This window comes from Helicobacter marmotae (assembly GCF_003364255.1).
GTDB lineage: Bacteria > Campylobacterota > Campylobacteria > Campylobacterales > Helicobacteraceae > Helicobacter_C > Helicobacter_C marmotae.
On sequence record NZ_NXLR01000001.1, the window covers coordinates 136160 to 162591 of the forward strand.

Here is a 26432-nt window from a genome sequence, read left to right on the forward strand (position 1 = left end):
CCTATGCGCACAACACTCCAAGCACAAGATGGCAAAGCAAGGGCTTTAAGCCTTACTTTAGCGCATGGTGAAGTGCAAACGCCCATATTTATGCCTGTAGGCACACAAGGCTGTGTAAAAGCACTTGATAGCATAGATATGTCTCAAATACTCGGGGCTAAGATAATCCTTGCAAATACCTATCATATGTATTTACGCACGAGTTTGCAAACACTTCAAGCCTTTGGAGGGATTCACAATTTTGCTGCATTTAGTGGGAATATTCTTACTGATAGCGGGGGATTTCAGGCATTTAGCTTGAATACAAATGTAAAAAGGAGCGAAGATGGCATAAGTTTTAAATCCCATATTGATGGCTCAAAACACTTCTTCTCTCCGGAATTTGTGCTTGATATACAATATGCCCTTAATAGCGACATTATGATGGTACTTGATGATTTAGTCGGTTTGCCCGCAAGTGATGAGAGAATAGCAGATTCTATAAGACGCACAAGCCTATGGGCAGAGCGGAGTTTTATATATCATAAAGCTAATCAAGCAAAGGGCTTGGGGCTAAATAATCATCTCTTTGCCATTATTCAAGGAGGAGTGAATCTGCATTTTCGCACGCTCTCATGCACACAACTTCTTAATATGGGAGATTTTGATGGCTTTGCTATTGGGGGATTGGCTGTTGGGGAAGAAACACAGGCAATGTATGAGTGTATCGAGCATACTACAGCGCTTATGCCTAGAGACAAGCCGCGCTATCTTATGGGTGTGGGCACACCTGAAAATATTATCGAATCTATAGCCCTAGGTGTGGATATGTTTGATTGCGTTATGCCTACACGTAATGCCAGAAATGCCACACTTTTTACGCATTTTGGTAAAATCAATATTAAATCTCAAGCCTTTGTGAATGACCAAAATCCCATTGATACACTTTGTGATTGCTATACTTGCAAGCACTTTAGCAGAGCTTACTTGCGCCATCTCTTCCGTGCCAATGAAATAACCTATCATCGCCTTGCTTCAATCCATAATTTACATTATTATCTTCGTCTCACTCAAGGTGCGCGAGAGGCGATTTTACAAGGCGAATTTAAGGCATATCGCCAAAAGTTTTATAGCTTAAGAGAAATGGAGACTCCTTTATGAATATCAAACAACAGCGATTAGAATCTGCCCTTTGTGAGATTTTAAGCGAAGCGATTTCACAACTCAATGACACACAAATTAATACCCTAAATATCACTTATGTGAAATGCTCTAAAGGCAAGCAAAGCGCACAAGTATATATTGAGGGCACACATTTAAACGAAGATGAAAAACGCTCAATCCTCCATAAGCTTAAAAAAGCAGAGGGGATTTTGAGAGATTATATCTTAAGCTCCACGCAGTGGTTTCGCGCCCCTACTTTACACTTTAGTTTTGATTTAAGCTTAAGCCATGCCAATACATTAGATACGCTCTTTGCACAGATTAAGGCTAAAGATTCTAAGGAGATATAATGCTTTTAGCCACCACACAAGAGAAAATCGCCAAGCTCGCCTCGTCACTTGGGCTTTATATCTATGATATTGAAATGCTAAAAGAAGATGATCGCCCCATTTTGCGCATAAGCATTACACGTAAAGCCCCTATGCAAATAGCAGATTCTCACGCGTGTGCTGTGAGTTTGAGTGATTGTGAGAATCTAAGCAGCCTTATCTCCCCCCTGCTTGATGTAGAAGAAAATATCGCACATAATTATTACCTTGAGGTAAGCTCTCCGGGGCTAGAGAGAGTGCTAAAAACTCCTAGTCACTATAGCTTTTCACTCGGGGAGTATGTTCAAGTCAAACTTATGGATAAGAGCTCGCTTGAGGGGATATTGCAAAATATAAGTGAATCAGGCATAGATATAATCTCTCAAGGCAAAAGCACGCATATACCCATGGGTAATATCAAAAAAACAAAGGTGATTTTTGCACTCTAGTGATGAATTATTATTACAACACTGCTGCGCCCTCGCATGGCAGCACCAAACTTTAGCCCTCCCCAACCCAAGTGTGGGCGCGCTTGTACTTGCCCCAAATGGGGAGATTCTCTCAAGTGGCGTGCATATCAAGGCAGGAGACGCGCATGCAGAAGTCATTGCCTTACGCGATGCCTATTATAAACTTACCCAAGACAAAGCCATATTCCAAGCTAAAAGCCCAGCAGCAATCCATGAATATCTCTTAGCAAATCATAATGGCATTTTTCATCAATGTAGCCTTTATGTGAGTTTAGAGCCTTGTAATCATTATGGGAAAACTCCGCCATGTGCGCTATTAATCGCTAAGCTAAAACTAGCAAAAGTGTGTATCGCCACTACGGAGGCGCATATTAAAGCCGCTGGTGGCTTAGCATATCTCTTAGCCCAGCACATTAATGCAAGCTTTATGCAAACTCAAATGTTAAATGCAAATGCTAAAGCCTTGCTTTTACCCTTTGAAACCTTGCGCAATAAAGGGCGGTTTGTGCTTTATAAGCTTGCCCAAAGGCTTGATGGTAGCTATAAAAATGGGCGCATATCATGTGAGCAATCTCAAGTTTTCACGCATAATCAACGAAGCGTGTGTGATTATATATGTATTTCAGGTGCGACATTACGTAATGACAACCCACAGCTTAATGCCCGCTATGCTACTCCTCCATACGATAATAGCGCCACTCCAGAAGTACTTATCTTCTCTCATCATCTTAAAGCCCTCCCTGTTGCTAATCCATTCCTTGCCTCCCGCATACATTTTAGCAATAACCCTAAAGACATAGAGGATTTAGAGGGTTTTGTGATTATAGAGGGAGGTTGGAATCTCCTGCATACCTTGAGGGGGTATGTCGATATGCTGCTTATTCACCAAGCCCTTATATGCGCACAAGGCGAAGACTTGCGCCATACTTTTAGCGGGGACTTTAAGCTTATGGCAAGCCTCAATATAGGAGAGGATATAGCATTATGGCTTGTTTGAATATCTATCAGCTTGAAAATGGCTATTGTTACAACACAGACAGCCTGATTCTTGCTCATTTTGCACGCCAGTTTTTAAAAAAGCATTTTCGTATTTTAGACATAGGCGCAGGAAGTGGGATTTTAGGCATATTATGCGCAAGAGAAATCCTCTCTTTAGGAGGCAGGGCAGAGCTGCATCTTGTAGAAAAAGATCAGCTAATGAGCACTCTAGCGCGTAAAAATAGCGAGCCTTTCCAAGGGGTGGTGCATTGGATAGATTTTTTAGATTTTAAGCCAGAAGCGAAGTTTGATTTTATTATCACTAATCCTCCATTTTATAGCACAGGAGGGCTATTAGGCGATAATGAGCGAAAAAATATGGCAAGATTCCAAAGTTTTCTCCCATTAAAAGCCCTTTTAGGGCATATCAAGCGCGTTTTAAAGCCTAATGGCATACTCTGTATGTGTTATGATGCAAGGCTAAGTAATGAGCTATTCTTTGAGGCAAAGGCGTATGGTTTGCATATTGATATGGCACGATTTGTACATTCTCTCTCCGATAGAGAAGCAAGCCTTGTGCTCATTAAAGCGCAGATTCAAAGCAAATCTCCCTTGCGTATCCTTCCTCCGCTTTTTACACATCTTAGCCCCATTCAAACTGATAATACACAGGAGCTAAAAGATATTTACGCATGGGCTCAAACCAAAAGTATTAAAATTACACAAGAAGCCCTCTAAATTTCATAAACATTTTAAAGCTTAAGGTATAATGGAATCTTGCCTCAATTTAGGATAAAGGGCTTTGTATGCTATATGGAAAAATCATCGAACTAGATCGCCAAACACAAATGGCAAAAGTGGAGCAAGATTTAAACAAACGCGTATTTGACTTTGCCTTTGATATATGGGAGGGGGAGAGCTCGGATTTAAAAAAGGGACAAGAGGTTGAGTTTGTCGTTGAAAATAAGGTTGTTGCTAAAATTCATATTAAGCCAAAACCCATAGACCCAGACCAAATCCCCGTAACTAAACCTGCACGTGTATGTATAGAAGAGTATTTTGCACGTGAAAATGAGATTTTAAGCAGATATAAAGACTATACAGCAGGGCATTTAAGCCTTGATTTCTTGCGTATGAGACGTTTTCTCTTCACCGCGTATAATGACCTTTGTGCTATGGATCCTAATATAGAAAATGATGTGCTTAAAAAGCTAAAAAATGAAATTGTGTATCTCTTTAGAGAATATGAGGGCTATGACAAAAAGACCCAATATGCACTAAATTACGCCTTTGAGATGATATTTCTTGCTCGTCAAGTAGAATATAATAGAACCTTAGCCAATCTTGAAGAGATTCAAAGCTCTCTTGCTAATGCTCAAGCCCAAACCAATGTCTTAAGCGGCTCACTTGCAGAAGCTGAAAAAGCTCTAGGTAAGCGCGATGACAAGGGGAGTAAGGAATATGCAGAGGTTGAAAAAGAAGTAAAGGGTATGCGTAAGCGATATGTGGATTTGCTTAATTTTATTGGGAATCAAAAAGATGCCCTTGTAAGTGAAACGGCGCGCCTTAAACGCTTTAAAGAAGAGCATTTTAATGCCTTTAGCTCGGTATATACGCCCATGACTACAGAGCTCAAAGAACGTTTTATAACTCTCCTTGATACAAAGGCGTATGACTTCGATACGACCTTATGGACGAGGGCAAAACATAGTCAAAATGTCAAACACTTTTTCCGTAATTCACGCATTGAGGGGAGCTTTAGCTCTAAGACTTTCTTGCGCTACTTTTTACGTGGATTGGATAAAAGCAAGCTCTCTGCACGTTCAAAGGAGCTTTTTGACCTGCTTGCTTACCTTGAAACCACTTATCGCAAGAGCCTCCTTATTGTACGTGAAACACAAGTGAATATCCTCAAATACCGCCAAGTGATAGAAAAAATTGACTCAAGCCTCCTTATAAGCACAGATAGCGACCCCATTAATGCGCTAAAAAATGTCCTACAAAATCCTACAGACATCATAGTTATTGATGAAAAAATAGGGAATGTAAGTGCTTTAGGCTTTATTAAAACCTATAAAGAGAGTAAAAACGCGAATGCAAAAACCGTTTTTTGCGTAGTGGTTCATCAACTCCCTCCATCGGAGATTATCTCTAAGGGTAAATTAATGGGTGTGGAGTTTGTACCTGAGCAGAATATGGATATGTTGTATGATTGCATACGAATGGCTCTTTAGGAGCGAGAATCTCTTTTGCCCACTTTGCGTAATCGCGCCTTTCATTTTGAGAATCCCTATAAGCAAAATCCAAGCGACACACCTAGAATCTCTACTTCTATGCTTTTTGGGGAAACAAAAGTTATCGTCGGTATAGAGACAAACAAAGTAGAAAGCTTTTTAGATGATATGCTAGATAATTTTGATAGTGAGCTAAGAGAATATATACATATACACAAGGGCGGTAAAGCACCGCCGTGAATGCAGGTGAGTGGTATAATATTTTTGCTTAAAGCCCATTTAGGATTCTATAATTTTGATTTCTGCTTCCGTGAGATTGTAAAGTTTATAGACTAAATTATCAATTTCGGATTCTAAGTGCAAAGTATCGGTGGTGGGATCTTTTGCCTTGAGATTTAAAATCTCCTCCACTAGAATGATGATAGAATCTGCAATGCTTTGGTTTTGCTCGGTGATTTCGGGGAGTGGGATTTTGTTTGCTATTTCATTTGAAAAGTCCATTGAACGAATTGCTTTAGAAAAACAAAAGCGATAACAATACCAATTTATTAATTTTGAGTGCAGAAGTCCTAAAATATATTTGTTTGAAATATTTTCTTTACAAATGATTTGAAAAATTGTATTAACAATTTGACGCTTATCACCATTGGGTGCGATAGTTGCTGTAAATTTTATATGCGGTGTTGGATTCTGTATGTGGGAGATAATGCGTTGCAAAAGAATGCTATTTGTTTCTATGTTAGATTTATTATCTACAAAATCTTTACAAATATAACCTTTTATGCCCCTAATGGCATATCTTTGAATTTCTTTTCCGCCCAAAACTTCATAGGAATCTTTAATCTTTTGTGTTGAGATTTTACTTTGAAAGCCCCCCCCCCCCTAAAACATTCTGCAAAATCTAACAAGTTGTTTTTATGGTTTTTAATCTTTATTCCTATTTCTAACTCTTCCTTACTTAAATTATTGGGGAAAAAATCAAACACCCCAATAAGCTTTTTGTCAATCACCATAGCTTCATTTTGCACTAAAGATTCTTGATTTTCTAATTCAATATAAGGCTTATACGAAGAATCTTCCAAAAAATGCGTGATATAACTTTGTGTTATAACATCTTTTTGTCTAGCAAAAATCACCATTTCTAAAAGTACATAATCCCACGCTTTACCACAATCTAGCAGTAAATACATACTAGGGCTTATAAATTCTCGCACACCCTCCCATTTAGCGACATAATTAAGTGATTTAGGGACAATGAGAGTATTTATACCCTTTGATGTTAAGATTCTATCGCTTAAGTAGATAAATAAAGCAGCAGTGTTAGTTTGTGAAGTGTTATAAGACTTTTTATAAAGCTCCCTTTCTTTTGGGCTAAGCTCCACACCATATGGGGGATTCCCTATGACTAAGTCAAAGCCCACAAAGTCGCCAAAGGTGTCATTATCTTGTGTTTTTGTTGCTTTGCTAATGTTTGTTGTGGTGAGATTTAGTCTTGCTTGTTTTGCTTCATTGTTTCTTTTTGCCTTTTCTTGCTGGTCTTCAAAAGTCCTTAAATCCAGCACTTCAGGGAATTCAAACCGCCATTCAAAGGTCTGTTGATTTTTCAGATTCTCAATCTCAAGGTAAGCTTTATAAATTTCATTTAACAAATCCTGCCCCTTTTTATCTATAGGGCTTGGTTCTAGTTGGTCTAGCGGTGGTTGGAACCTATAACCTTTCCCTTGCTTGTTTTTATCTCTAATGATTTTTATCATCTCCATACCAAAGGACGTATCCATATCAAAGACTTCATCGCCATATTTTTCTACAAATGCTTTTAATTTCTTTTCTAAAGATTCCATAGTGAAACTATTCTTTAATAGCGTGTCTTTAAAAAATGCCTTTAATTCTTTGATTTCTTTTTCTATCTCTTGTTTGTCGCCTAGCTTTTCTTTATAAGTTTGCACGAGGTGATTGTAGCGGAGCAATGTTTGTTTAAAATTTTGGCTAAATTGGGTATTTTGGTTTTTAAGCCACGCGAAGGTGTATTTTTCTGGATTCTGATTTTTATCGTATTCAAATGTCGGAAAATGCGAAATCAAGCTATTCCCGCATTTGATATTAATATCAATATTTGGCAAAGTTTGGAGTTTGTGAATCTGCCCCTTAAAGCTATCCTCTAAATAATACGCGCTTTTAAGCAGCTCTATCCAAAGCCTTAGTCGCGCGATGTTGCAAGAGTTGGGGTTAATATCCACACCAAAAAGATTATTTTCTATAATAGACTTTTTGAGGTTAAAAAGGGCGATTTGGATTTGATGATTTTGTGAATCTTTACTTTTTGGACGCTTATAAGCGAAATTTTCATCACCATTTTTTAGATAAATCTCATCATCTTTAATCTCAAGTGCATAATCAAAGCTTAAAAGCCCGAGTTTATAGTAAATATAAACCATTTCATTGAGAGCAGAGACGAGAAAATGCCCGCTTCCCACAGCCGGATCGCAGATTTTAATGCTTTCTAAAAGTTTTATGTATTTGTTTGCAATGGCAGCCCTATCATCGCTCTCTCGTTTTTCATTTTGGATTTCATCTTTTATATCTGCTAGGGTTTTTGCATTCCATTTTGGATTTTGTGCGTTGAATTTATCAATGACCACCTTGCTTAGAGACTGCTTGCACATATAGCTTGTAATAAAATTTGGGGTATAAAAGCTTCCTTCTTTATAGCCATTAAGCTTTTCAAACATCGCCCCTAGCACGCTTGAGCTTATGAGCTTATCGCTTGAGCTTGAATCTACACTTTTGCCAAAGTCAAAACACTCCAAAAAGTCAAAAAGATAGGTTAGAAATTTCACTTTTTCGTCGTTTTTATATGCTGTTTGCGTGGTGGCAAAAGGGGAAATACTTAGCTCACTATCAAGTGTGCTTAATTCTAAAAGCTCTTTTTCATCTTTCATAAAAAGCGAAGAGTTGAGATATGGCAGGAAGTTAAAGCCCTTATCACTATCGCGATTTTCATAGGGCTTAGCTAACACCTCAAAGAAAAGGTGCTCTAAATATTGAAAACTTGGAATCTTAGCAGAACGTAGGAATTCTAGGCTTTTATCAAAGTCGTTAAAATGCAATAAATTTGCTTCAATGAGTTTGAGAAACAAAATACGATTAAGATAGATGATTATATGGCTCATCGTTTTTTCAAAGAGCAAATCTTGGCTATCTTGGGGGTGATTTTGAGCAATTTTATCCCTTAAATGTTTAGCAAAGCTTTTATCTTGACTCTCATCAATGTGGATTAAAACCTTGTTCTTTATATTGCTCTCCTTCAAGCCTAAAATATATAAAAGTTCAAAATAAAATTTAGGATTGAGGGCGTTAGAATCTCTTCGCTGTTCTTTATGCAAAAAGTTGCGATTGAGGATTTGGCAGGCAGAGTGCAAATGCTTGTCATTCTGTAGGTCAAAGTATGCCCCCTGCAGAGAAATATTAAACATATCCCCCTCTAAATCCCCGCTAAACTCTGCATTTAGAATCTTGCCTATATCATCATAAAAATCTTTTTGGTTTTCTAGCACATTTTTCTTTTTAAGGTTTTGGTAGGCATCTTGGATTTTTTTATTTTTCTCAAAGTATCGCTTAAACTCATTACTTGTGAAGATATAAAACTGCGTGAAATTGGTGATGATGATGTATTTTAGGTTTGAGTTGGCATTTTCCCTCTCACGCAGATAGTATAAGATACACTCATGCAAAGCCTTGCAGTTAGGATTATTTGGGCTAAACATCTCTTGCTTGTTCTCGGGCTTTTTAGCCTCTATGAGAACCTCAACATCCCCCTCTTTTAAAAGGGCTAAGTCAATCTCACTATTACCCTTATGCTTATAGCCCGCATGTGCTTCAAAGCCCAAACCTTCTAAAAAGGGCTTTAAGTCATTGCTTATAATGGCTCTTTCGTTTTGGTTTTTATCCTCACCAAGCGCTTGCAAATATTCTGAAAGCAGCTCTTTAAATCTCTCTAGTCCATTACTGCTTGGAGCAAAGCCCTCAAGCCCAAGATTTTTAAACCTCATAATATGCCTTTAGTGAAAAATATAAGAATTTCATACCAATCCTTTATCCCAATCTAGTATAAATATCTCTAAAACTAGAATCTGCCATCTCTACTTTGTTTGCTTAAAGCAATGGTATTTGTTTGCAAAAATGAGACCATTTCAAGCAACAAAATGGACATAGGCTGGGCTTTAATCATTGCTTCTCACAACTCCGTTTTTAGCACCGCGCCATTTGCCGCATTACTCACCAAAAGGGCATATCTTTTAAGCCATTTGCTTTGAATGTCTTTTTTAATGGGCTTCCAGCGCGCTCTTCTCTCCTCCAAAGTCTTAGCATCTACTAGTAATTCCAAGCTCCCCTTGCTTACAGAAATGGCGATTCTATCGCCGTCTTCAACAAGCGCGATTAGCCCACCCTCTGCTGCTTCTGGGCTCACATGCCCAATGCAGCCCCCTCTTGTCGCCCCGCTAAAGCGCCCATCGGTAATAAGCGCCACGCATTCACCAAGCCCCATCCCCATAATAAGGCTCGTGGGGCTTAGCATTTCCTGCATTCCCGGACCGCCCTTTGGACCCTCATAGCGAATCACCACAACATTCCCCGCTTTTACCTTGCCTCCAGCAATGCCCTTTAACGCCTCATCTTGTGAATTAAAGCACGCAGCCACGCCCTCAAATTCTTTCATGGATTCTGCTACGGCAGCGACTTTAAGCACCGCACCCTCTTTGGCGAGATTGCCATAGAGGATTTTTAGCCCGCCTGCTTGAGAATAGGCATTTTCATTATGACGGATAATTTGTGAATCCACAATTTCCGCCCCTGCGATTCGCTCACCCAAAGTCTCCCCTGTAATCGTCAAAGCATCAAGGTAGAGAATGCCATTAGATTCATTGGTTCTATTGCTGTCCTCATTAGACTCACTAGACCCATTAAAAATTCTAGTATTTGTGCTATGCCTTGAAATGTCGCTCTCTTGCGTGAGATTTGAATGTTGTGCAAGATTTGGCGAAGGGAGTTTGCTAGACGCAAATGACCGAGTCAAATCGCCGCACTCATTTAAAGATTGCGTAAGAGACGCATTTCTCTTGGAGACTTCTTTCATTACGGCTGAAACTCCGCCCGCCCTATTAATATCCTCCATATGCACACTACTTAAAGCCGGAGCGATTTTAGCAATATGTGCTACTTGACTTGCAATGGCATTGATATTTTCAAGCTTAAAGGGCACTTCTGCTTCTTTAGCAATAGCTAGCATATGCAAAATCGTATTGGTGCTGCCACCCATTGCCATATCCACCACAAAGGCATTATGCACCGCTTTGGCATTTAAGATATTGCGAAATCTGAATTGCTCACTCTTAGCCTCATCTAAGGCAATCTCCACGATTCTGCGCGCGGCTTTTCTTAATAACTCCTCGCGCTCTTTGCTCAAAGCGGGGATAGTGCCATTCCCCTCTAATGCCACGCCCATAGCCTCACAAAGCGTATTCATAGAATTAGCAGTAAACATTCCGCTACAGCTCCCTCCACCCGGGCAGGCTTTGCATTCTATTTCATATAATCTTTCCTCGCTAATCTTCCCCTCATTAAATGCCCCCACCGCTTCAAAAGCAGAATTTAAGTCTAAAATCGTGCCATCTTCAAGCTTGCCTGCCCTCATAGGACCACCGCTTACAAAGATTGTAGGCACATTCACGCGTAATGCCCCCATAAGCATACCGGGCACGATTTTATCGCAATTAGGGATACAAATCATCGCATCTAAGGCATGAGCGTTCATCACAGATTCTATGCAGTCTGCTATCAGCTCTCTACTAGGCAGAGAATAGAGCATACCGCTATGCCCCATAGCAATGCCATCATCTATGCCTATGGTATTAAACTCAAAAGGCACACCCCCAGCGGCTCTTATCTCATCTTTAATAATTTGGGCATATTTGTTTAAGAAAAAATGCCCCGGGATAATATCTATATAGCTATTTGCCACGCCGATAAAAGGCTTATTAAAATCTTCATCTTGTAATCCCGTAGCACGTAATAAACTCCTATGTGGGGCTCTTTGATAGCCTTTTTTAATCATATCACTTCGCATAATCTCTCCTTGTTGTAAGCTATTTAGTCAAAAAGTAATTGTATGAGATTCTCATCGCTAAAGAATTTTGCACACATTGCTATAAGTATCACAATGGTAATGAACGGGGCGATATAACGCATAATGCCATACCAGAGGGCAAACATCGCCGGAGTAAAAAAGCTTTGAGTGAAGTTACGCAAATTGCCTTTAGGCACTACCCAGCCTATGAAAATCACAGCCAAAAGCCCGCCTAAAGTCATAATGATATTTGCTGATAAAAACTCCACTATATCCATAAGAGACTTGCCCTTGAAGCTAAGAATCTCACTTAAAGGAGTGCAAATAGAGGCGATAATAAGCTCGCCTAAAGCCAAAGTAGCCAGCACTATGCTCCAAGTAGCCCTAGCCCTACTCCAGCCTAAACTCTCACTCACATACATCACCGCAGGCTCAAGCAAGGAAATCGCTGAAGTAATGCCCGCAAAGCTAAAGGCTAAGAGGAATAAAAAGGCGATAACATTGCCTAAGATTCCAAGGTGGGAGAGCATAACAGGCAAGGTTTTAAAGATAAGCCCCACGCCCTCGCCCACTGCGCCATCATATTCATACACAAATGTGAAAATCATAAGCCCAGCCATAATGGCAATCACTACGCCTGAGAGCACTATCCACAGCGCGCTTTTAAGGAGGTTTTGATTATCTTGTGAGGAGGCGGCATAAGTGATGATAATCCCCACACCAAGCGAGAGAGAGAAAAATACTTGCCCTAAAGAATTAATAAACACATCAGGTTGCAATGCCTTTTTGACCCCTTCAATATCAAAACTTAGCATAAAGTTTAAGGCTTTGGGGAAAGATTCCATACTCATAGCATAAAGTAGCAAGCCAAAAAAGATAATAAAAAGTAAGGGAGTTAGGATAAGATTTAGCATTTCAATGCCCTTTTTCACTCCGCGTGAAATCACCCAGCCACTCACAAGCATTACAAATATAAACCCCAGATTCTGCTCTAAAAATCCTTGCGTATAAAGATGGGTAAAGATGGCATTTGAGCTCTCCATATCTGTAGGGAGGCTAAAGCTTACCTTGCAAAGATAATAAAACACCCAACCTAGCACAATAGCATAAAATGAGAGGATAATAGGACCACCAATAAGACTAAGCCCCGCATATTTCCATTTTTTACAGCTAGAAGGAGCTAGCGCTTCATAGCTTTTAAAGGCATTTGCCTTGCCCTTATTGCCAATAAGCATTTCGCCTATAAGCATAGCAATACCCACAAAGAGGGCTAAAAATAAATAAAACAATACAAATGCCCCGCCGCCATTTTCCCCCGCGATATAAGGGAAACGCCAGATATGTCCTAAGCCAATAGAGCTTCCAAGTGCAGCGAGTATAAAGCCGATTTTGCTAAAATTGTTCATTATGAGCCTTTAGAGGAAGTGATAAAGGCATATTGTACTGATTTTTGCTTACAATATGCTCACAAACTCACCGATAAATGACAAACTGCCTCATACCAAAGTTAAACACAAAAGCTACACCGGTGGATAGAATCTTGCTTAACATCTCATGTAGCCCTAGCCATTCCACACACACAAACAACACACCCATATCAATAAGCAGCCCCCCAAAGCTCACCAAATAAACAAGCATGCTTTCTTTCAAAAGGGAATGCCCTGAATCTTTAAAAATAAACATCTTCGCAAAGGCAAAATTCCACAAAGTGGCTAGCACAAAGCTTAAAAACCCTGCAAAAAGATAATACAAACCAAAAACGCTAAAAAGGATAAAAAAGATAAGCCAATTAATACAAGCAGCACTCCCACCTACAAAAAGATATTTCACAAAATTATAATAATATGGCTTCATTTTAGCCTCTAACTCCCTTAAAATGTATATCGTAAGCCCAAATTCGCACCAAACACATGCGTATCTGGCAAATAGCCTATATATTCTGCACCAAGAAACATAAAAGTTTTTTCGCTTAGGGCATATTTCGTGCCAAGATTAAATGCTATGCTATGGGCATTTTTATAATCATAAAAATTCGTTTGCTCTGCGCCATTAGCGACCATATTAAGGCTCATTACCTTAGCGCTATTGTATGCTAAGAAAGCATAGCCAAGATGATAGAAAAACTCTGAACTTTGCTTTTGCACTCCACCCCTTATGCCTAAATTTGCATAAATATGATAGCTATCGCTTGCCTCTCTATTGGTAGAAATAACGGCTTGAGATTGAGCTTCACCTAGCATATATGAATGATACTTCACCCCCACATAAGGGATAATCTCACCTCTTTTTAACTTCAAACCATAGCCAAGATTTGAACCCACACTTAAAAGATAGGCATTATATTTTGATTCCAGCTTAATGCCTGAGCCAACGCCATCTAAGCTCCCGCTCTCACTAAAGGTATGGCTAGCAAAATAAAGGGTATTAAAAAGATAGATATTTCTTTTATATGTATCACTTAATGTTAGACGATGAGCCAATCCGCCATAAAAGCTAGTGCTTTCACTTGAGATAGAAGTCCAATCATCTCTTAGTGTGCTAGAACCATAGATATACCCTCCATAAATATGCGCTTTCGCATTAGCCTTGCTTATAATATCAACGCCTATATTCACACCACCCATAAAGCCTGAACCTAAAGTTTGGCTTAATACTCCTCCTCCATGCGTATGGATATGCACATTTGAGGCACTATCACTGATATTTTGAGCGAGTTTCTCTATAATCCCTGCGGTGATAAATGGCTGCATAAGGCTACTTGCTTGCTGAGATTGGACATCACTTAGCATAGAGCTTAACTCCATATAATTAAGCTCGGTATAGACATTTGTCGCAGATTCTAAGATATGCAATATCCCTGCGGCATTCGCCCCAAGATCTTGGCTAAATTCATCTATGGCAGCTTGGTTTTTAACCACATTCAAAGTCCCCGCAAGATAGCTGCCTGTTGCAAAATCTGTAGCCCCTAGCACTTCTATATCACTATCTTGTATGCCCGTGATTGTGCCTGTAATGAGCTTGTGATCACCTATATCTGCTCCCCTCATATCTACCTGTACTCGCCCATTAGTGTTTGTCAAATTCCCTTTGAGCTGCCCCATAGTGCCATTATATGCACCCAATGTAAGTGTGCTCCCGCTTTTATTCTCAAAGCCTCCCTTGACTTCAAGAACGCTCCCATAGAGATTCACCTCTGAATGTCGCGCATTATAAATAGCACCACTTTGATATTTATCTCCCCCTTGCTCTGATACAAACTTCCCCTCTACTATCATCTTTGAACCCTGCAGTACAAGGCTACCTCCCCCGCCAAAAGAGGGATCAAAGACATTATATCCCCCTCCTACAGAGCCTGAAGTATCCACCGCATTATCTGTTTGCCCGCCATTATAAAAATTCTTACTCACCTCCACTTGAGCATTTCTCACCACAAAGCTTGAAATAGTATTTTGAGTAACGCGCGTAGGATAGCCTACATTATACACATCGCCTTGTAGCTGGATATTCCCTCCATTGCTACTCAGTGAATGCTCAAAACGAATAGCCCCATTGCTTGCCTCTACTTTTAAAGACGCACCTTGCTCTAGGCTTATATCACCACCATTGATAAAATAAAGCATATTTTGAAAGTCTGCTTTTGCATTCTTGGCAATATATATGTGCGCACCTTTATTAATCTTCACCTTAGATTTTGCTCCATACTCGCTCCCTTGTGCGGTTGAGAGCGTAGTAGCATTTAAGATAACATGCAAGGCTGAGCCCTCATTAATGTAAGTAGAGCTAGATTCATTAAAAGCTAAAGTGTGGTGATTAAGCAATGCCACTAAAGCCTGTTTATCCAAGCTAAGAGCGCCATTTATGTTTATATGCGTAGTGTTGTTATTGGCATTTAATGTCCAGTTTGCACCATTTGCCCCGATGATGGAGAGCCTATTAATACTAAAAGATGTTTGCGCGCCATTGCCAGCTCTAGCTATGCTCCTATCGCTGCGGTTTTCACCTTGATGGAGCACAATAAAGCTAGGCAAAGAGCTAAAATCATAGCCCCCTAAGCCCCGCATAAGCACAATAAATAGCACCCAATACCTCATACAATACCTTACATTTATCATTTTGCTTGTCTTATAAAAGCAAATTATATGCTATGCTCTATAAGTCTTATATTAATTGAGTGGAGTATCTGCCTCAAAGCGCACTTTAAGGGGCTTATCAATAATGCCATAATGCTTTAAAGTATGGGCAAAACCTTCAAAAAACCAGCCCTCCCACCTCCAGTGAGGAAATTTAGCCGGGATAACAATACTTAGGCTTTGCTTGCCACTCTCTGCTGCTACTTGAGCTTCCTTTACCCATGATTTTGCATATTCTCTATGGTAGAGATAAGCGCTCCTTGGACGTTCTTTATAAGGCTCAAAAGGATGTAAAAATGCAAAAAATGCCATAAAACTAAGGAGCACTAAAACTTTGGGGGGAATGAGCAGTGTATCATCACCTTTAGTGGAAGCACCAACTACCGAAGAATTGCCACTTGAAATGCTAGGGTTATTATCAGCTCTTGCGGGAGCGGGAGCGACTGAAGCATCTCGCTTAGAATCACTAGAAACTCTGCCACTATTGCCATCACGAACCCCTGCAAGGGGTGAAGCATCTCTTTTAGCATAACTCATTAATACTAAAGCCAAAAGCAAGCACATCGCCCATAAAAAGCATAACATCAAGCCACTCATCAAATAATACTTCGCCCCACATTTTGACACAAGCAAAGTATAAAGACATATCAAGCACACAAGATAACTAAGAATCATCCAAACAATGTCCCTTAAAGGCTTATACACATAAGCCCTATAAATGGCTAAAGCCACCACCATAGCAAACAACGCATAGAATCCATCGCGTAGAATTTTAAGGCTTTTATACATATAGCCTACCCCAAAGCTAAGGCTAAAGCTTCCGCAATACTCTGCCCTGCCTGAGTGCATATCATAATATGCCGCCACAATCCATAAAATCACGCAAATAAAGCATATAAGCCCATATAATCCTAAATCATAAAGCAAAAAGTGCCCAAAGCCCATTTTTGCACGTTTAAAAAGTATAAATAATAAGAGCTCAATACATAAACTTACGCCACAAAAGCAAGCAAGGAGCAAACTCGCACTTGTTATGGAAAATTGTGCTAAATAGAGGAGTGTTATGCCCCCCCCCCCCGCTAAGAGATAAAGAGAGGAACTGGGCTTTTGCATAAACTGCGGAGCTTTAGCTAAACCCATACGCACAGCCTGCAAATACACCACCAAGCAAAGCAAGCATAAGTTGAGTGCATTTGGCAAGATATAAAAGCCAATGAGCGTTAAAATATAGCCCATACCCTCAGCTTCTAAATCTGCAGGCAAAAATAAGGGCATAACACTCGCCTTAGTCGCACAAAACCCTCCCACCACAAAAATAGAAGTAAGAAACAAGCCCAAAACCCTACTTTGTGTGATAGCACCAAGCAAGCAATATACACAAAAGCACAGCACACAAAGCCCTGTGCTTAAAACAAGCGCACTCCCCAAAGTGAGTGAATCCACAAAGTCTAACCCAAAAAGAGGCATAAGCACATATACACTAAAAATGCCTATGCCTGTATGAATATATGGTGGAAGCAAACGTGCAGGGATCCAAGAGTACGCCACCGGTTTAAGCGAGCCATACGCGCTTAAAAGCACCCAATCATCGCCCCAAAAAGGCACAATAGGATAAATAAGGGTAAAAAAGCACATAAATAGCATAAAAAGCAAGGCAAAATATACACCTACAAGCCTTATATTCCTTCTCATACTTCCTCCTTATTGCTTCTCAAAAAGAGCAAAATTATTCATACCGCATTGAAAATATTTATGCTTTGCAAGTTTTAGGGTATTGAGATTGGCACTTAAAGAAAGCAAGTCTTTTTTATTATAATAACGCTTATGGTCTGCTATCTCATCTTCACTTACGATTTTAAGCTTGAAGCTTAAAAACTCTAGCACAGGCTTAGCAAGATGACTAGGCACGGTGAGAATAGCCACACCTTTAGGCTTAAGCACTCTTGCAATCTCTTGCATCATATCAAAAGGGTAGTTCAAATGCTCCAAAACCGCCAAAAGACATACCACATCAAATTCGCTATCCTTAAAGGGCAATTTGCAATATCCCAAATAAGAGGCATTCTCCCAATTATTGAGCTGCCCCCCCCCCGCTGCTGCAGGCGAGCGTGAGGTTTGCTTAGATTCAAAATAATAGGGGAAAACCTCTAATTTTTCTGTGGAAATGTGCGGGGCTTTAAAATCAATACCCACACCCCTTGCGATATAGGGCTCAATCTCCCTAAGTAGCCTCACTTCCCACCCACAGCCAATATCAAGCACACTTGGCTCCTTAAAGGCTTTAATCGTAGGAAGAGTGCGCCTTAAGCGCATTTGTCGTAATAACCCCTCTAAAAGTGCTTCTTTCATTTTACTCCTTCTATAATAAGTATTTTTTGTGTTTTGCCTTATGTTTTGAGACTTCTCAAAGCCCAAATAGAGGCGGAGAACCCCCTAAAGGCACTTATGCATTTTCTCATTCTGTATTGTTGTAAGATTCTATAAAATACATATCTCTGCCTAAAAATAATGTTTTGCTAAGTTTGGGGTTAAAATATGCCGCGGCTGGAAGCGGGGCGTCATAGACCCTATCATCATTTAAGGGGTAATACACCAAAAGATGAGAATTCGTATAGGCAGATTCTATGACTATATCATTTGGAATCTTCACTCCCTCTCTTTTATCAATAGCCTTAAACTCAAGGTGCTTTATACTCAAGGAAGCACAGATATACAAAAAGAGCAAGCCTAAAAGATAATGCTCTTTATGGTTAAGAAAATAGCTCACCACAAAGCTAAGAAATAAAGCAATAAGAGGAAAAAAGTATTGAAATCCAAAGCGCGGGTCAGGAGCAGAGATAAACCAAAATACCACACCTAAAATAAGGGCACATATAAGGGGAAAATAGGGCTTAAATGCGCTTAGCTTGAGATATTTTAGCCCAATAAATAAAGCCAAAAATGCCAACGCATAGCCCAATAAACGCAATAAATCCCTAAAAACACCACTGATATAAATCTTATTCCATACTTTCAGCCAAGAGTAATCTGCCAAAAGTTCCGCTCTATTGGGGCTACCCGCAACCTTTGCCCAATTATGTATGCTCATCACTTCAGCTACGCGCCTTTGCTCATCTACTGCCCAGGGCAAGGCACTTATATGAAGTACTTTAGCAGGGTAAGCTACCATCCCTGAGATACAAATGCCCTTTAACGCCCAGAACACGCCTAGCCCTACACCAAGCACACAAAGCAAAAGGGCATTTTTAGAGCTTGCTTTTGAAATAGCATAATATTGAAAATACACAAAAAGCACGCATACAAGCAGCACTACAGAAGATATTTTGATATAAATGCTAAAAAAGGCAATAACAAAAAGCAGGGCGAAAGTTGCTAGTGATTCCCTTGTGAATGCTTGTGAATTCTTGTGAGCCAAACTAACTTCCTTGTGTGAGATAGGCTCATTTTTATTGTCATGTCTTAGCCTGCGAGCAGGTGAAGAATTGCTGTGGGCAACTAGTGATTTGGGTAGAAATTCTTCGGCTTTGCCAAAGACATGACAAAGTGAAGAATCGTTAGTAGATTTGTAAAAAGATTCTTCACCTCCGTCTATAGGCGATACATTAGTGCTTTGAGAAACGGGGGGTTTGATACCCCTATGCTCTAAAATAAAAATCATATACCCCACTAAGCTTATGCCCAAAATCCCTAAAATCCCTTCCGCATAAAGCCCACCGCCAAGCCACCAAAATTCCATAGCCACAATCAAAAGCCCCACACTCATAAAAATATCATTCAGCCGCTTAGTCCTGAGATTATAAAGGCTCAAAAACCCACTAAAGAAAAAGAAAAACGCCACTATTTCATTGCAAATAAAACTACGAATATGGGGGAAAATCTGTGAGACTTCACTTAGGGCAGCGAAGTTATAGAGAATATTGTTATAGCCTAATCTTGTGTGGATATTGGCTATGCCAAAAGTTATGGGAAACTCCTGTATCCATTTAATCGCTTGTATATGATAAAGCCCGCTATCATAGGCACTCTCAACCCTAATGCTTAGCACACTTGCAAGATAAAAAGCCAAGCTAAAAGCAATAAACATATAACCCCAATGTAGAGGCATTTTCACAAACGCTAGCTCTCGCTTAAAAAATAAGACAAAGAGCCCTAAACCTATGGCTAAAAACACTATGCTAAAGGTAGCATTAAGCGGGAAGAAAAAATGCACACCCCCGCTTATTATACTTAATACCACTACCCCCATAATGCCCTTGAAAAGGAAGTTAAACTTCACATCGAGCAAAACTTTAGCAATATTTTGCTCCCCCCTCAGCTGACCCTTATAGAAAAAATAGCCTACAAATCTTTGCAAAGCCCTGATACCTAGCTGCCCATAGCCATATGTAGCCATTATCCACAAAGCAAGTGCGCTAATAATTTTTACATTTACCAATAAAGCTTCCATGCCTAAGCCTTAAAGCGGTATTTGATAATCGCATAGAGTGCGCGCAAGCCATCTTTAAAGCCGATTTTCTTACCCTCTTGGTATGTCCTACCATAATAGCTAATGCCCACTTCATACACACGCACATTTTTGTATTTGGCGACTTTAGCGGTAATCTCTGGCTCAAAGCCAAAGCGATTTTCTTCTATAACAATGCTTTTTATCACCTCTTTTTTAAACACCTTATAGCAAGTCTCCATATCTGTGAGGTTGAGATTAGTCATCATATTAGATAAAAGCGTGAGCACGCCATTTGCCATTCTGTGCCAAAAGTACAACACCCGATGAGAATCTCCGCTCACAAAGCGCGAGCCAAAGACCACATCAGCCACGCCCTTTTCAAAGGGGGCTAAGAGTTTAGGGTATTCATTGGGGTCGTATTCTAAATCTGCATCTTGGATAAGCACAATATCCCCACTGCAAAAAGCAATACCCGTGCGCAATGCCGCACCTTTGCCTTGATTAACTTGATGATAGAGTATATGCAAATGTGTTATTGGCTGGTTGGAATCTTCTTTAGAAATATGCGAATCGTTGGCATTTTGCAGGCTTTGTAATATCTCTTTAGTGCCATCACTGCTGCAGTCATCTACTACGATAATTTCTTTATGATAGGCTAAAGACACATTTTGCACACATTCAATCAGATGTAAAATCGTATTTACTTCATTAAAACAAGGGATAATGATAGAGAGTGTAGGCAGAGAATGGGGCTTAAGAGAAGATGTATCTACCCCCCCCCCGCCGCATTATGGGCTAAATGCGAAGACATGGAGATCCTTTAGCTATGAGTGAAATAAGCCATATTGTAGCAAAAGCATATTAACTTAGCTTGAGGGATAGGCAGGAGACAGACCTGAAGAGATGGCTTTAGGGAGTTAGGCTTTAGGGAAGTAGAAAATGAAGCGCCATCTAAGCCTCCTTAAGGAGGCTTAGAATCACCAACGACTCTGCCCCTATTGTCATTCTAAACCCCAACCAGAAGCTGAAGAATTGCTTTCAAAACACCAAAAAGCACGACTAGTGATTCTTGCAAAGATGTTTGGGCTTTTACAAAGCCTCAATATGGCAAACTTTGTGCCCTTATAGAGTAGGCTTACCCTCTTGTAATGGTAACTAGTTTGTCATGTCTTGCGGGAGCGTAGGAGGCGAAGATCTCTACTCGATTTACTAGAGACTCTACCACTATTGTCATTCTGAGGGAGCGCAGCAACCGAAGAATCTCTGTGGGCGACTAGTGATTCCTTTAGAGATTCTTCGGGCATAAAGCCCGCAAGACATGACAAAGTAACTGCCTTTCTAGCGTTTCTGTTAAGGAGTCTTTAGCGGATAAGAGAGATTCTTCGCCTAAAGGCTCAGAATGACAAACTTACCACCTTACCACACAGGCGAAAAACCAAAACCACCCAAAAGGGTAGAAAAGTCAGATTGAGTGCCCCCCCCCCGAAAGGCGCTTTGGCATTTCATAATCAAGCCCTTAGAAAACGACTTGATAGATAAGCGTAGCTTAGCTATAAGTCAAGCTTTAGGCGGTATGTGTGAATTCATTTCACACATACCAAGATATTAAATCAATAAATATATTTTAAGATGAGTTTGCGGGTTTTGTGAGCTTAAAGCCAAAGGAGCGGACTAGTCCTTGAGTGCAAGCAAAAGGCACACGGGCTTTACTCTTGCCCATACTTGCACAAATCACGCAAAATCGCTTAAAAGATAAGCGCCTTCCCCTAAAAATGTGTAAATCTATCAAAATAAGGACAGCGCGTTTTAAGGCTCTAAAGAGACAATGCAAGGCTACTAAGCAATGCGCTGCACAAGCCTTAATCTCCCATAACAAGCCCCATTTTACCCGGATTTAAAATATTATTTGGGTCAAATGCCCTCTTAATGCGTGCAAATAAGTCCATTTCAGCCTCACTAAAAGCTAGACGCATAAAGGGGGCTTTAGAGAGCCCTATGCCATGCTCACCGCTGAGTGTCCCCTCTAAGGCAATAGCAACCTTAAATATCTCTTCAATGCACTCATAGCCCTTTTGCAAACTCGCCTTATCACTAGGGTCTGGCACCATTACATTCACATGCACATTACCATCACCGGTATGCCCAAAACATGGAATCTTAAAATCATACTTTTGGCTTAAGCTTGCTATAGCATTTAAAAGTTCAGGGAGTGCGGAGCGTGGGACGGTGATGTCTTCATTAAGCTTCTTTTTACCATAAATGGTAATGCTTTGACTAACATTACGTCTTGCAAACCAAAGGTTTTGTGCCTCTAGGTCATCTTTAGCGATTTTGAAATCAACACAGCCATTTTCTTTAAACTTCTCCATAAGCTTCTCAAGCTGGAACGCAAGCTGTTCTTCTAAATCACCATCAACTTGAGTGATAAGTATCGCCCCTGCATCTACGGGTAAGCCTTTATGGAATCGCTCTTCAACCGCGCGAATACTTAAATTATCTAAAAACTCCATTGCCACAGGTGTAATACCACTTGCCATACTCTTATATACGGCATTCATAGCAGATTCTATACTGGGGAATACCCCCATAGCTGAGCGTGAAAATTTAGGCTTAGCAATAAGCTTTAATGTGATTTCTGTAATGACTGCAAGGCTCCCCTCGCTTGCTATTAAGATACCAGCGACATTGAATCCTGCTACATCTTTAATGGTTTTTTTACCTGCACGTATAATCTCACCACTAGGAAGCACTGCGCGCAATGCCATAACATAATCTTTAGTAATGCCATATTTTGCCGCGCGCATACCTCCAGCATTTTCACTTACATTGCCCCCGATAGTGCTATATTCTTGACTTGCGGGATCAGGGGGGTAAAATAAGCCTCGTTTTTCAACCGCTTCTTGAAAGGCTTTATTGACTACTCCGGGCTGCACTCTTGCGATAAGATTTTTCTCATCAATTTCTAAAATATTTTTAAAGTATCGCTCCATAGCAAGCACGATCCCGCCATTCACGGGCAACGCCCCGCCGGTAAATCCACTGCCCGCCCCTCTTGGAATCACAGGAATCTTATGCGTGTTACAATATGACAAAATCGCACTTACATCATTTTCATCACGTGGAAACACCACTGCATCGGGCTCGTAGCGCTCTTTAGTGGCATCATAGCAATATGCCACTAAATGAGCCTTATCATCATAGCAATTTGCCTCTCCTACGATTTTCTTTAACGCTTGGATATGAGTAAGTGCAAGCATATTTACTCCTTATGTGTCAATTTAAAAGCCCTCAAACTCTCGCTTAAAAGCCCATCATAATAGCTAAAGTATTGGCGAGATTTCTTAGAGCGGAGCTTGCTTGAGAGTGAGCCGGTATCGATATTGGCAATACGTGAGAAAAATGGAGCTTGAGTTTGGCTTAGAGGTGGGACTTCTAGGGGGATTTCTTCTAAAAGGGCAAAGCTTTGGCAATCAAGCACATTGATACCATTACTTGCCATGATATACACTAAGCCTATGCTATAGAGATTGCAAAATGCCTTAAAGTGTTTGGGCTTTGGGTCATTAATGCCACTTTTTGCCAAAAACGCGCCAAAGAGATCGATGTGCATAAAATGTGTTTTTGTTTGTGTGGAGAGGATTTTATTATAAAACTCTTGGTTTGGGGCTATGGCTATGGCTTTATTATAGAATCTTCCAAATGAAGCTATATCGCCCTCTTTGGGTTGTGCAATAGGGGTGGGAAGGTATTTTTGAGTAATGCTATCAAATGCCCTAAAACTTGCATAGGCTATGCCATCTTTAATGCGTAAAATGCGCGCATTGGCAATGATTACGCGATAATTATCTTTATTGCTAAGTATTATGCCACTTTGCCCTACCTTTAAGCCCTTTGCAGAGAAGCTAAGAATCTTCTGGCTTACCTCGATAATAGGCACATTGACTACATTAACTTCAAGTCCATATGTAGCACTTGAGAGCACGCTTGCACATAATAATCCTAATAACACTCGCATTATGCCTCCTTGTTGATATTTGCCTTCTCTTTAAGCTCTGGGTAATGCTGTAAAAACCACAATACCCCAAAGCCTAATCCCGGTGTTTTGATAATGCATTCATCAAATATAAAACTTTTAAGATTTGCCACTTCAATCAATAACGTCTCTATCACTTCGCCATCAACGCCCCCACCAGCACTAATTTTTTGCTCCTCATCAATGCAAGCATAAAATAAATGCTGCTCTGCCCCGCTATGCCCTACGGCTGTAGCAAAGGTAGTAATATATGTGAGTGAATCTACCTTGTAGCCGCATTCTTCTAGCACTTCTTCTTTAGCAATTTGCTCTAGGCTTTTGCCTGCTTTATCCACAAGCCCCGCACAAAGCTCGCAAGTGTAGGCTTGGTGTGTATTAGGATTACGTGCAAATAGCGGCGGGCGGAACTGCTTGACAAAAAGGAGACTATCTTTATCCCTATGATAAAGCACCACCGCTACAGAATCTAAGCTCTCTATAAAATCCCAACAACGTGACATACCATTTTCTTTATAAAGCATACGGCGAGGCTTGATATATGGGGAATTGACACAATCGCAAAATTGTACATCGCTAATGTGTGAAAAAGCCTTCATTTTGTGCTTATCCTTGCGGTAGCAGCATCTTGGGTTTTTAGGCTTATCTCTTCTTTACTTATTGCTTCCTCTGTGGGGATATTTAATTGTTCATTGGGGGTAATGATATTGGTGCTTTTTGTAAGGGCGTCTTCTAAATAGGGGATAAAATGCTCCCTAAGGGCTATAAATGCTTCTCTATCCTTACCTTGTAGCTCCTTGCTCGGGGCTTTAACGCTTGAGAGAGGGTTGATTGGGACATTATTACGATAAAGCCCAAAATGCAAATGTGGTCCTGTGCTTAACCCTGTAGAGCCTACGCGTCCTATCATCTGCCCACGTTTGACCTTTTTACCTGCTTTTATGCCACTAGCAAATGAGCTTAAATGCGCATAGAGGGTTTTGAGGTTGTTCTCATGCCTAATTTCAATAAGATTCCCATAACCTCCTCTTTTGCCAGCAAATATCACCACTCCATCGGCTGCAGCGACTATAGGCGTGCCTGTAGGGGCAGCATAATCAACCGCATAATGTGGGCGGATTGTGCCTAAGATAGGGTGCTTTCTCCCAAGTGAGAATCTGGAGCTTATCCTCGCGCCTGCTACAGGGGTTTGCAACAAGAATCCTTGAATCTCCTTGCCATCCTTATTGTAATAGCGCCCATTTTTATAGCGAAATATATAATGTGGCTTTTTGTTAATCTCCACTACAGCAGCTTTGATACTAGCGTTTTTAAGCGGTTTGCCTAAACGATATTTACGATCATAAATTACAGCCAATCTGTCATTTTTGATAATACTGCGGAAATTGACACTATTTTTATACGCATTGATAAACTCACTTACCAAGCCATTATCTTTAGTCATCTCAAGCAAGTCTTGATAGGGGGACTTTTGGATAGAGAGGCTTACGATTTGCTCTTGTTCAAAATAAATCATAGGTGTAAAATCAAGCACATACGCACCATTGCGTTTAAAAATATGTATTTGCATACCATCGCCTATAGGGATAAGGGCTTGCAAGAGGCTGCCATCATCGTCTAGGAGGGTATAATAAGTAACTCCAGCATATATTTCTGAAGTAAGCTCCCTATCTTTGGCAGAAAGATTATAATATACGCTAGTGGGGATATTGTATTTTTGAAAGAATGCAAAGAACGTATAGCCCATCTCCCATATTTGAGAATGAGCCACTGCTCCAAAGGAGAGGCTACTCCACACGCTTATACACATCACAATTTTTTTCATATTCATAAACCTAAACCTTAAAGAGAGGCTTTCTTAGAGGAAGCACTTGGCATTAGCAAGCAAGGATTGTATTATAAAAATTTTAATAAATCACGTTAGAATAAGCCCCGCACTTTGGCACTCTTTTTGCTGGTTATTTTCGAGTATCTTTGCAAGAGAAGTATTTGGTTGGAGTAGAATTATGGGTATGGGCTTAAGAAATTGGTTATTTCCTACATTGAGTTTTGTCGCTTTTTTGTATGTTTTGCTTTTACTTGGTATTTGGACATATCGCATTAATGCCAATACACCGCTTTTTGGCGCTGATAATGGCTCTAAAAATGTAACCACGCTCAAAGACTTTAAGCAAGAATTGCAAGGATATGTGAAGTGATTTTTAATCATTTTTCTTTATCATTTTTTGGGCTTACTAAAAGTTAATAGCCTTTAGTCGATTTGAAATTAAACCACATAGCAAAGGGGCATTTATGATAAATAGCGTAAATACAAGCGTTTCTAGCGCAAATGTTTTGAACCGAGATTTAATAGGCAATAAACAAAACGAGAGTAATGAAGTGAAAGAAAAGGAACAAGCTCAACTCTCAAAAGCTGAGCAAATTAAAGAGCAAATCAAAAATGGTGATTACAAGATTGATTTGCAACAAACTTCTGACAAAATGGCATCAAATTTGCTTAACCTATAA

Annotated in this window: 25 protein-coding genes; 9 read left to right on the forward strand and 16 right to left on the reverse strand. The window is 40.1% G+C overall.

The annotated features are described in order from the left end of the window. The first annotated feature begins 3 nt into the window (after positions 1 to 3). From tgt to CQA63_RS00665, 7 genes are all read left to right on the forward strand, one after another. On the forward strand, positions 4 to 1140 hold the full coding sequence (tgt, locus tag CQA63_RS00635) for a tRNA guanosine(34) transglycosylase Tgt (RefSeq protein WP_104699215.1): 1137 nt from the start codon (positions 4 to 6) through the stop codon (positions 1138 to 1140). Beyond that, positions 1137 to 1493 (forward strand): 30S ribosome-binding factor RbfA, encoded by a 357-nt coding sequence (gene rbfA, locus CQA63_RS00640; protein ID WP_104699214.1) that lies wholly within the window; start codon positions 1137 to 1139, stop codon positions 1491 to 1493. The genes tgt and rbfA overlap by 4 nt, the downstream gene beginning before the upstream one ends. Then, positions 1493 to 1960 (forward strand): ribosome maturation factor RimP, encoded by a 468-nt coding sequence (locus CQA63_RS00645; protein WP_104699213.1) that lies wholly within the window; start codon positions 1493 to 1495, stop codon positions 1958 to 1960. Before rbfA ends, CQA63_RS00645 begins: the two co-directional genes overlap by 1 nt. Continuing rightward, positions 1950 to 2978, forward strand: a complete 1029-nt coding sequence (gene ribD, locus CQA63_RS00650; protein ID WP_104699212.1) for a bifunctional diaminohydroxyphosphoribosylaminopyrimidine deaminase/5-amino-6-(5-phosphoribosylamino)uracil reductase RibD — start codon at positions 1950 to 1952, stop codon at positions 2976 to 2978. Before CQA63_RS00645 ends, ribD begins: the two co-directional genes overlap by 11 nt. Next, a complete protein-coding gene (locus CQA63_RS00655; RefSeq protein ID WP_104699211.1) occupies positions 2966 to 3697 on the forward strand; it encodes a tRNA1(Val) (adenine(37)-N6)-methyltransferase in 732 nt (243 codons plus the stop codon). The genes ribD and CQA63_RS00655 overlap by 13 nt, the downstream gene beginning before the upstream one ends. A 68-nt stretch (positions 3698 to 3765) precedes the next feature. After that, positions 3766 to 5193: a hypothetical protein gene (locus CQA63_RS00660; protein ID WP_104699210.1), complete on the forward strand. Its 1428-nt coding sequence runs from the start codon at positions 3766 to 3768 to the stop codon at positions 5191 to 5193. A gap of 24 nt (positions 5194 to 5217) precedes the next feature. Beyond that, a complete protein-coding gene (locus CQA63_RS00665; RefSeq protein WP_147288703.1) occupies positions 5218 to 5433 on the forward strand; it encodes a hypothetical protein in 216 nt (71 codons plus the stop codon). 39 nt (positions 5434 to 5472) lie between these two features. Here CQA63_RS00665 and CQA63_RS00670 read toward each other — a convergent pair whose 3' ends face one another. The 16 genes from CQA63_RS00670 to CQA63_RS00740 form a co-directional block, all read right to left on the reverse strand. After that, positions 5473 to 6015 (reverse strand): TaqI-like C-terminal specificity domain-containing protein, encoded by a 543-nt coding sequence (locus CQA63_RS00670; RefSeq protein WP_104699208.1) that lies wholly within the window; start codon positions 6013 to 6015, stop codon positions 5473 to 5475. Further along, on the reverse strand, positions 5973 to 9242 hold the full coding sequence (locus CQA63_RS00675) for a DUF7149 domain-containing protein (protein ID WP_104699207.1): 3270 nt from the start codon (positions 9240 to 9242) through the stop codon (positions 5973 to 5975). The genes CQA63_RS00670 and CQA63_RS00675 overlap by 43 nt, the downstream gene beginning before the upstream one ends. Before the next feature lie 185 nt (positions 9243 to 9427). Beyond that, positions 9428 to 11317 carry a dihydroxy-acid dehydratase gene (gene ilvD, locus CQA63_RS00680; RefSeq protein ID WP_104699206.1) on the reverse strand — a complete coding sequence of 630 codons (1890 nt, stop codon included), beginning with the start codon at positions 11315 to 11317 and terminating at the stop codon, positions 9428 to 9430. 23 nt (positions 11318 to 11340) lie between these two features. Continuing rightward, positions 11341 to 12723 (reverse strand): sodium-dependent transporter, encoded by a 1383-nt coding sequence (locus CQA63_RS00685; protein WP_104699205.1) that lies wholly within the window; start codon positions 12721 to 12723, stop codon positions 11341 to 11343. Between the two features lie 67 nt (positions 12724 to 12790). Continuing rightward, entirely contained in the window at positions 12791 to 13171 is a 381-nt protein-coding gene (locus CQA63_RS00690) for a GtrA family protein (RefSeq protein WP_104699204.1), read from the reverse strand. Between the two features lie 17 nt (positions 13172 to 13188). Next, the gene (locus tag CQA63_RS00695; RefSeq protein WP_104699203.1) at positions 13189 to 15408 is read right to left on the reverse strand and encodes an autotransporter outer membrane beta-barrel domain-containing protein; all 2220 of its coding nucleotides are present in this window, start codon (positions 15406 to 15408) and stop codon (positions 13189 to 13191) included. Positions 15409 to 15480: 72 nt separating this feature from the next. After that, the gene (locus CQA63_RS00700; RefSeq protein WP_104699202.1) at positions 15481 to 17139 is read right to left on the reverse strand and encodes a hypothetical protein; all 1659 of its coding nucleotides are present in this window, start codon (positions 17137 to 17139) and stop codon (positions 15481 to 15483) included. A gap of 9 nt (positions 17140 to 17148) precedes the next feature. Next, positions 17149 to 17796, reverse strand: coding sequence for a class I SAM-dependent methyltransferase (locus tag CQA63_RS00705; RefSeq protein ID WP_104699201.1), 648 nt, complete (start codon positions 17794 to 17796; stop codon positions 17149 to 17151). Positions 17797 to 17902: 106 nt separating this feature from the next. After that, positions 17903 to 19894: a DUF8201 family protein gene (locus tag CQA63_RS00710; RefSeq protein WP_104699200.1), complete on the reverse strand. Its 1992-nt coding sequence runs from the start codon at positions 19892 to 19894 to the stop codon at positions 17903 to 17905. A gap of 2 nt (positions 19895 to 19896) precedes the next feature. Further along, positions 19897 to 20568, reverse strand: coding sequence for a glycosyltransferase family 2 protein (locus CQA63_RS00715; protein ID WP_244916251.1), 672 nt, complete (start codon positions 20566 to 20568; stop codon positions 19897 to 19899). A 489-nt stretch (positions 20569 to 21057) separates the two neighbouring features. After that, positions 21058 to 21219 (reverse strand): hypothetical protein, encoded by a 162-nt coding sequence (locus tag CQA63_RS09620; protein WP_158655423.1) that lies wholly within the window; start codon positions 21217 to 21219, stop codon positions 21058 to 21060. 299 nt (positions 21220 to 21518) lie between these two features. Then, positions 21519 to 21683, reverse strand: coding sequence for a hypothetical protein (locus CQA63_RS09625; protein ID WP_170128346.1), 165 nt, complete (start codon positions 21681 to 21683; stop codon positions 21519 to 21521). Between the two features lie 70 nt (positions 21684 to 21753). Then, the gene (locus CQA63_RS00725; protein WP_104699197.1) at positions 21754 to 23151 is read right to left on the reverse strand and encodes an FAD-linked oxidase C-terminal domain-containing protein; all 1398 of its coding nucleotides are present in this window, start codon (positions 23149 to 23151) and stop codon (positions 21754 to 21756) included. A 2-nt stretch (positions 23152 to 23153) separates the two neighbouring features. Continuing rightward, positions 23154 to 23909 carry a plasminogen-binding N-terminal domain-containing protein gene (locus CQA63_RS00730; RefSeq protein WP_104699196.1) on the reverse strand — a complete coding sequence of 252 codons (756 nt, stop codon included), beginning with the start codon at positions 23907 to 23909 and terminating at the stop codon, positions 23154 to 23156. Continuing rightward, the gene (locus tag CQA63_RS00735; protein ID WP_104699195.1) at positions 23909 to 24523 is read right to left on the reverse strand and encodes an NUDIX domain-containing protein; all 615 of its coding nucleotides are present in this window, start codon (positions 24521 to 24523) and stop codon (positions 23909 to 23911) included. Before CQA63_RS00735 ends, CQA63_RS00730 begins: the two co-directional genes overlap by 1 nt. Next, the gene (locus CQA63_RS00740) at positions 24520 to 25749 is read right to left on the reverse strand and encodes a peptidoglycan DD-metalloendopeptidase family protein (RefSeq protein ID WP_104699281.1); all 1230 of its coding nucleotides are present in this window, start codon (positions 25747 to 25749) and stop codon (positions 24520 to 24522) included. Before CQA63_RS00740 ends, CQA63_RS00735 begins: the two co-directional genes overlap by 4 nt. A gap of 181 nt (positions 25750 to 25930) precedes the next feature. On the opposite strand from CQA63_RS00740, the gene CQA63_RS00745 reads away from it, so the two are divergent. Together CQA63_RS00745 and CQA63_RS00750 are read left to right on the forward strand one after the other, a co-directional pair. Continuing rightward, positions 25931 to 26122: a hypothetical protein gene (locus tag CQA63_RS00745; RefSeq protein WP_104699280.1), complete on the forward strand. Its 192-nt coding sequence runs from the start codon at positions 25931 to 25933 to the stop codon at positions 26120 to 26122. A gap of 94 nt (positions 26123 to 26216) precedes the next feature. After that, positions 26217 to 26432, forward strand: a complete 216-nt coding sequence (locus tag CQA63_RS00750; RefSeq protein WP_104699194.1) for a flagellar biosynthesis anti-sigma factor FlgM — start codon at positions 26217 to 26219, stop codon at positions 26430 to 26432.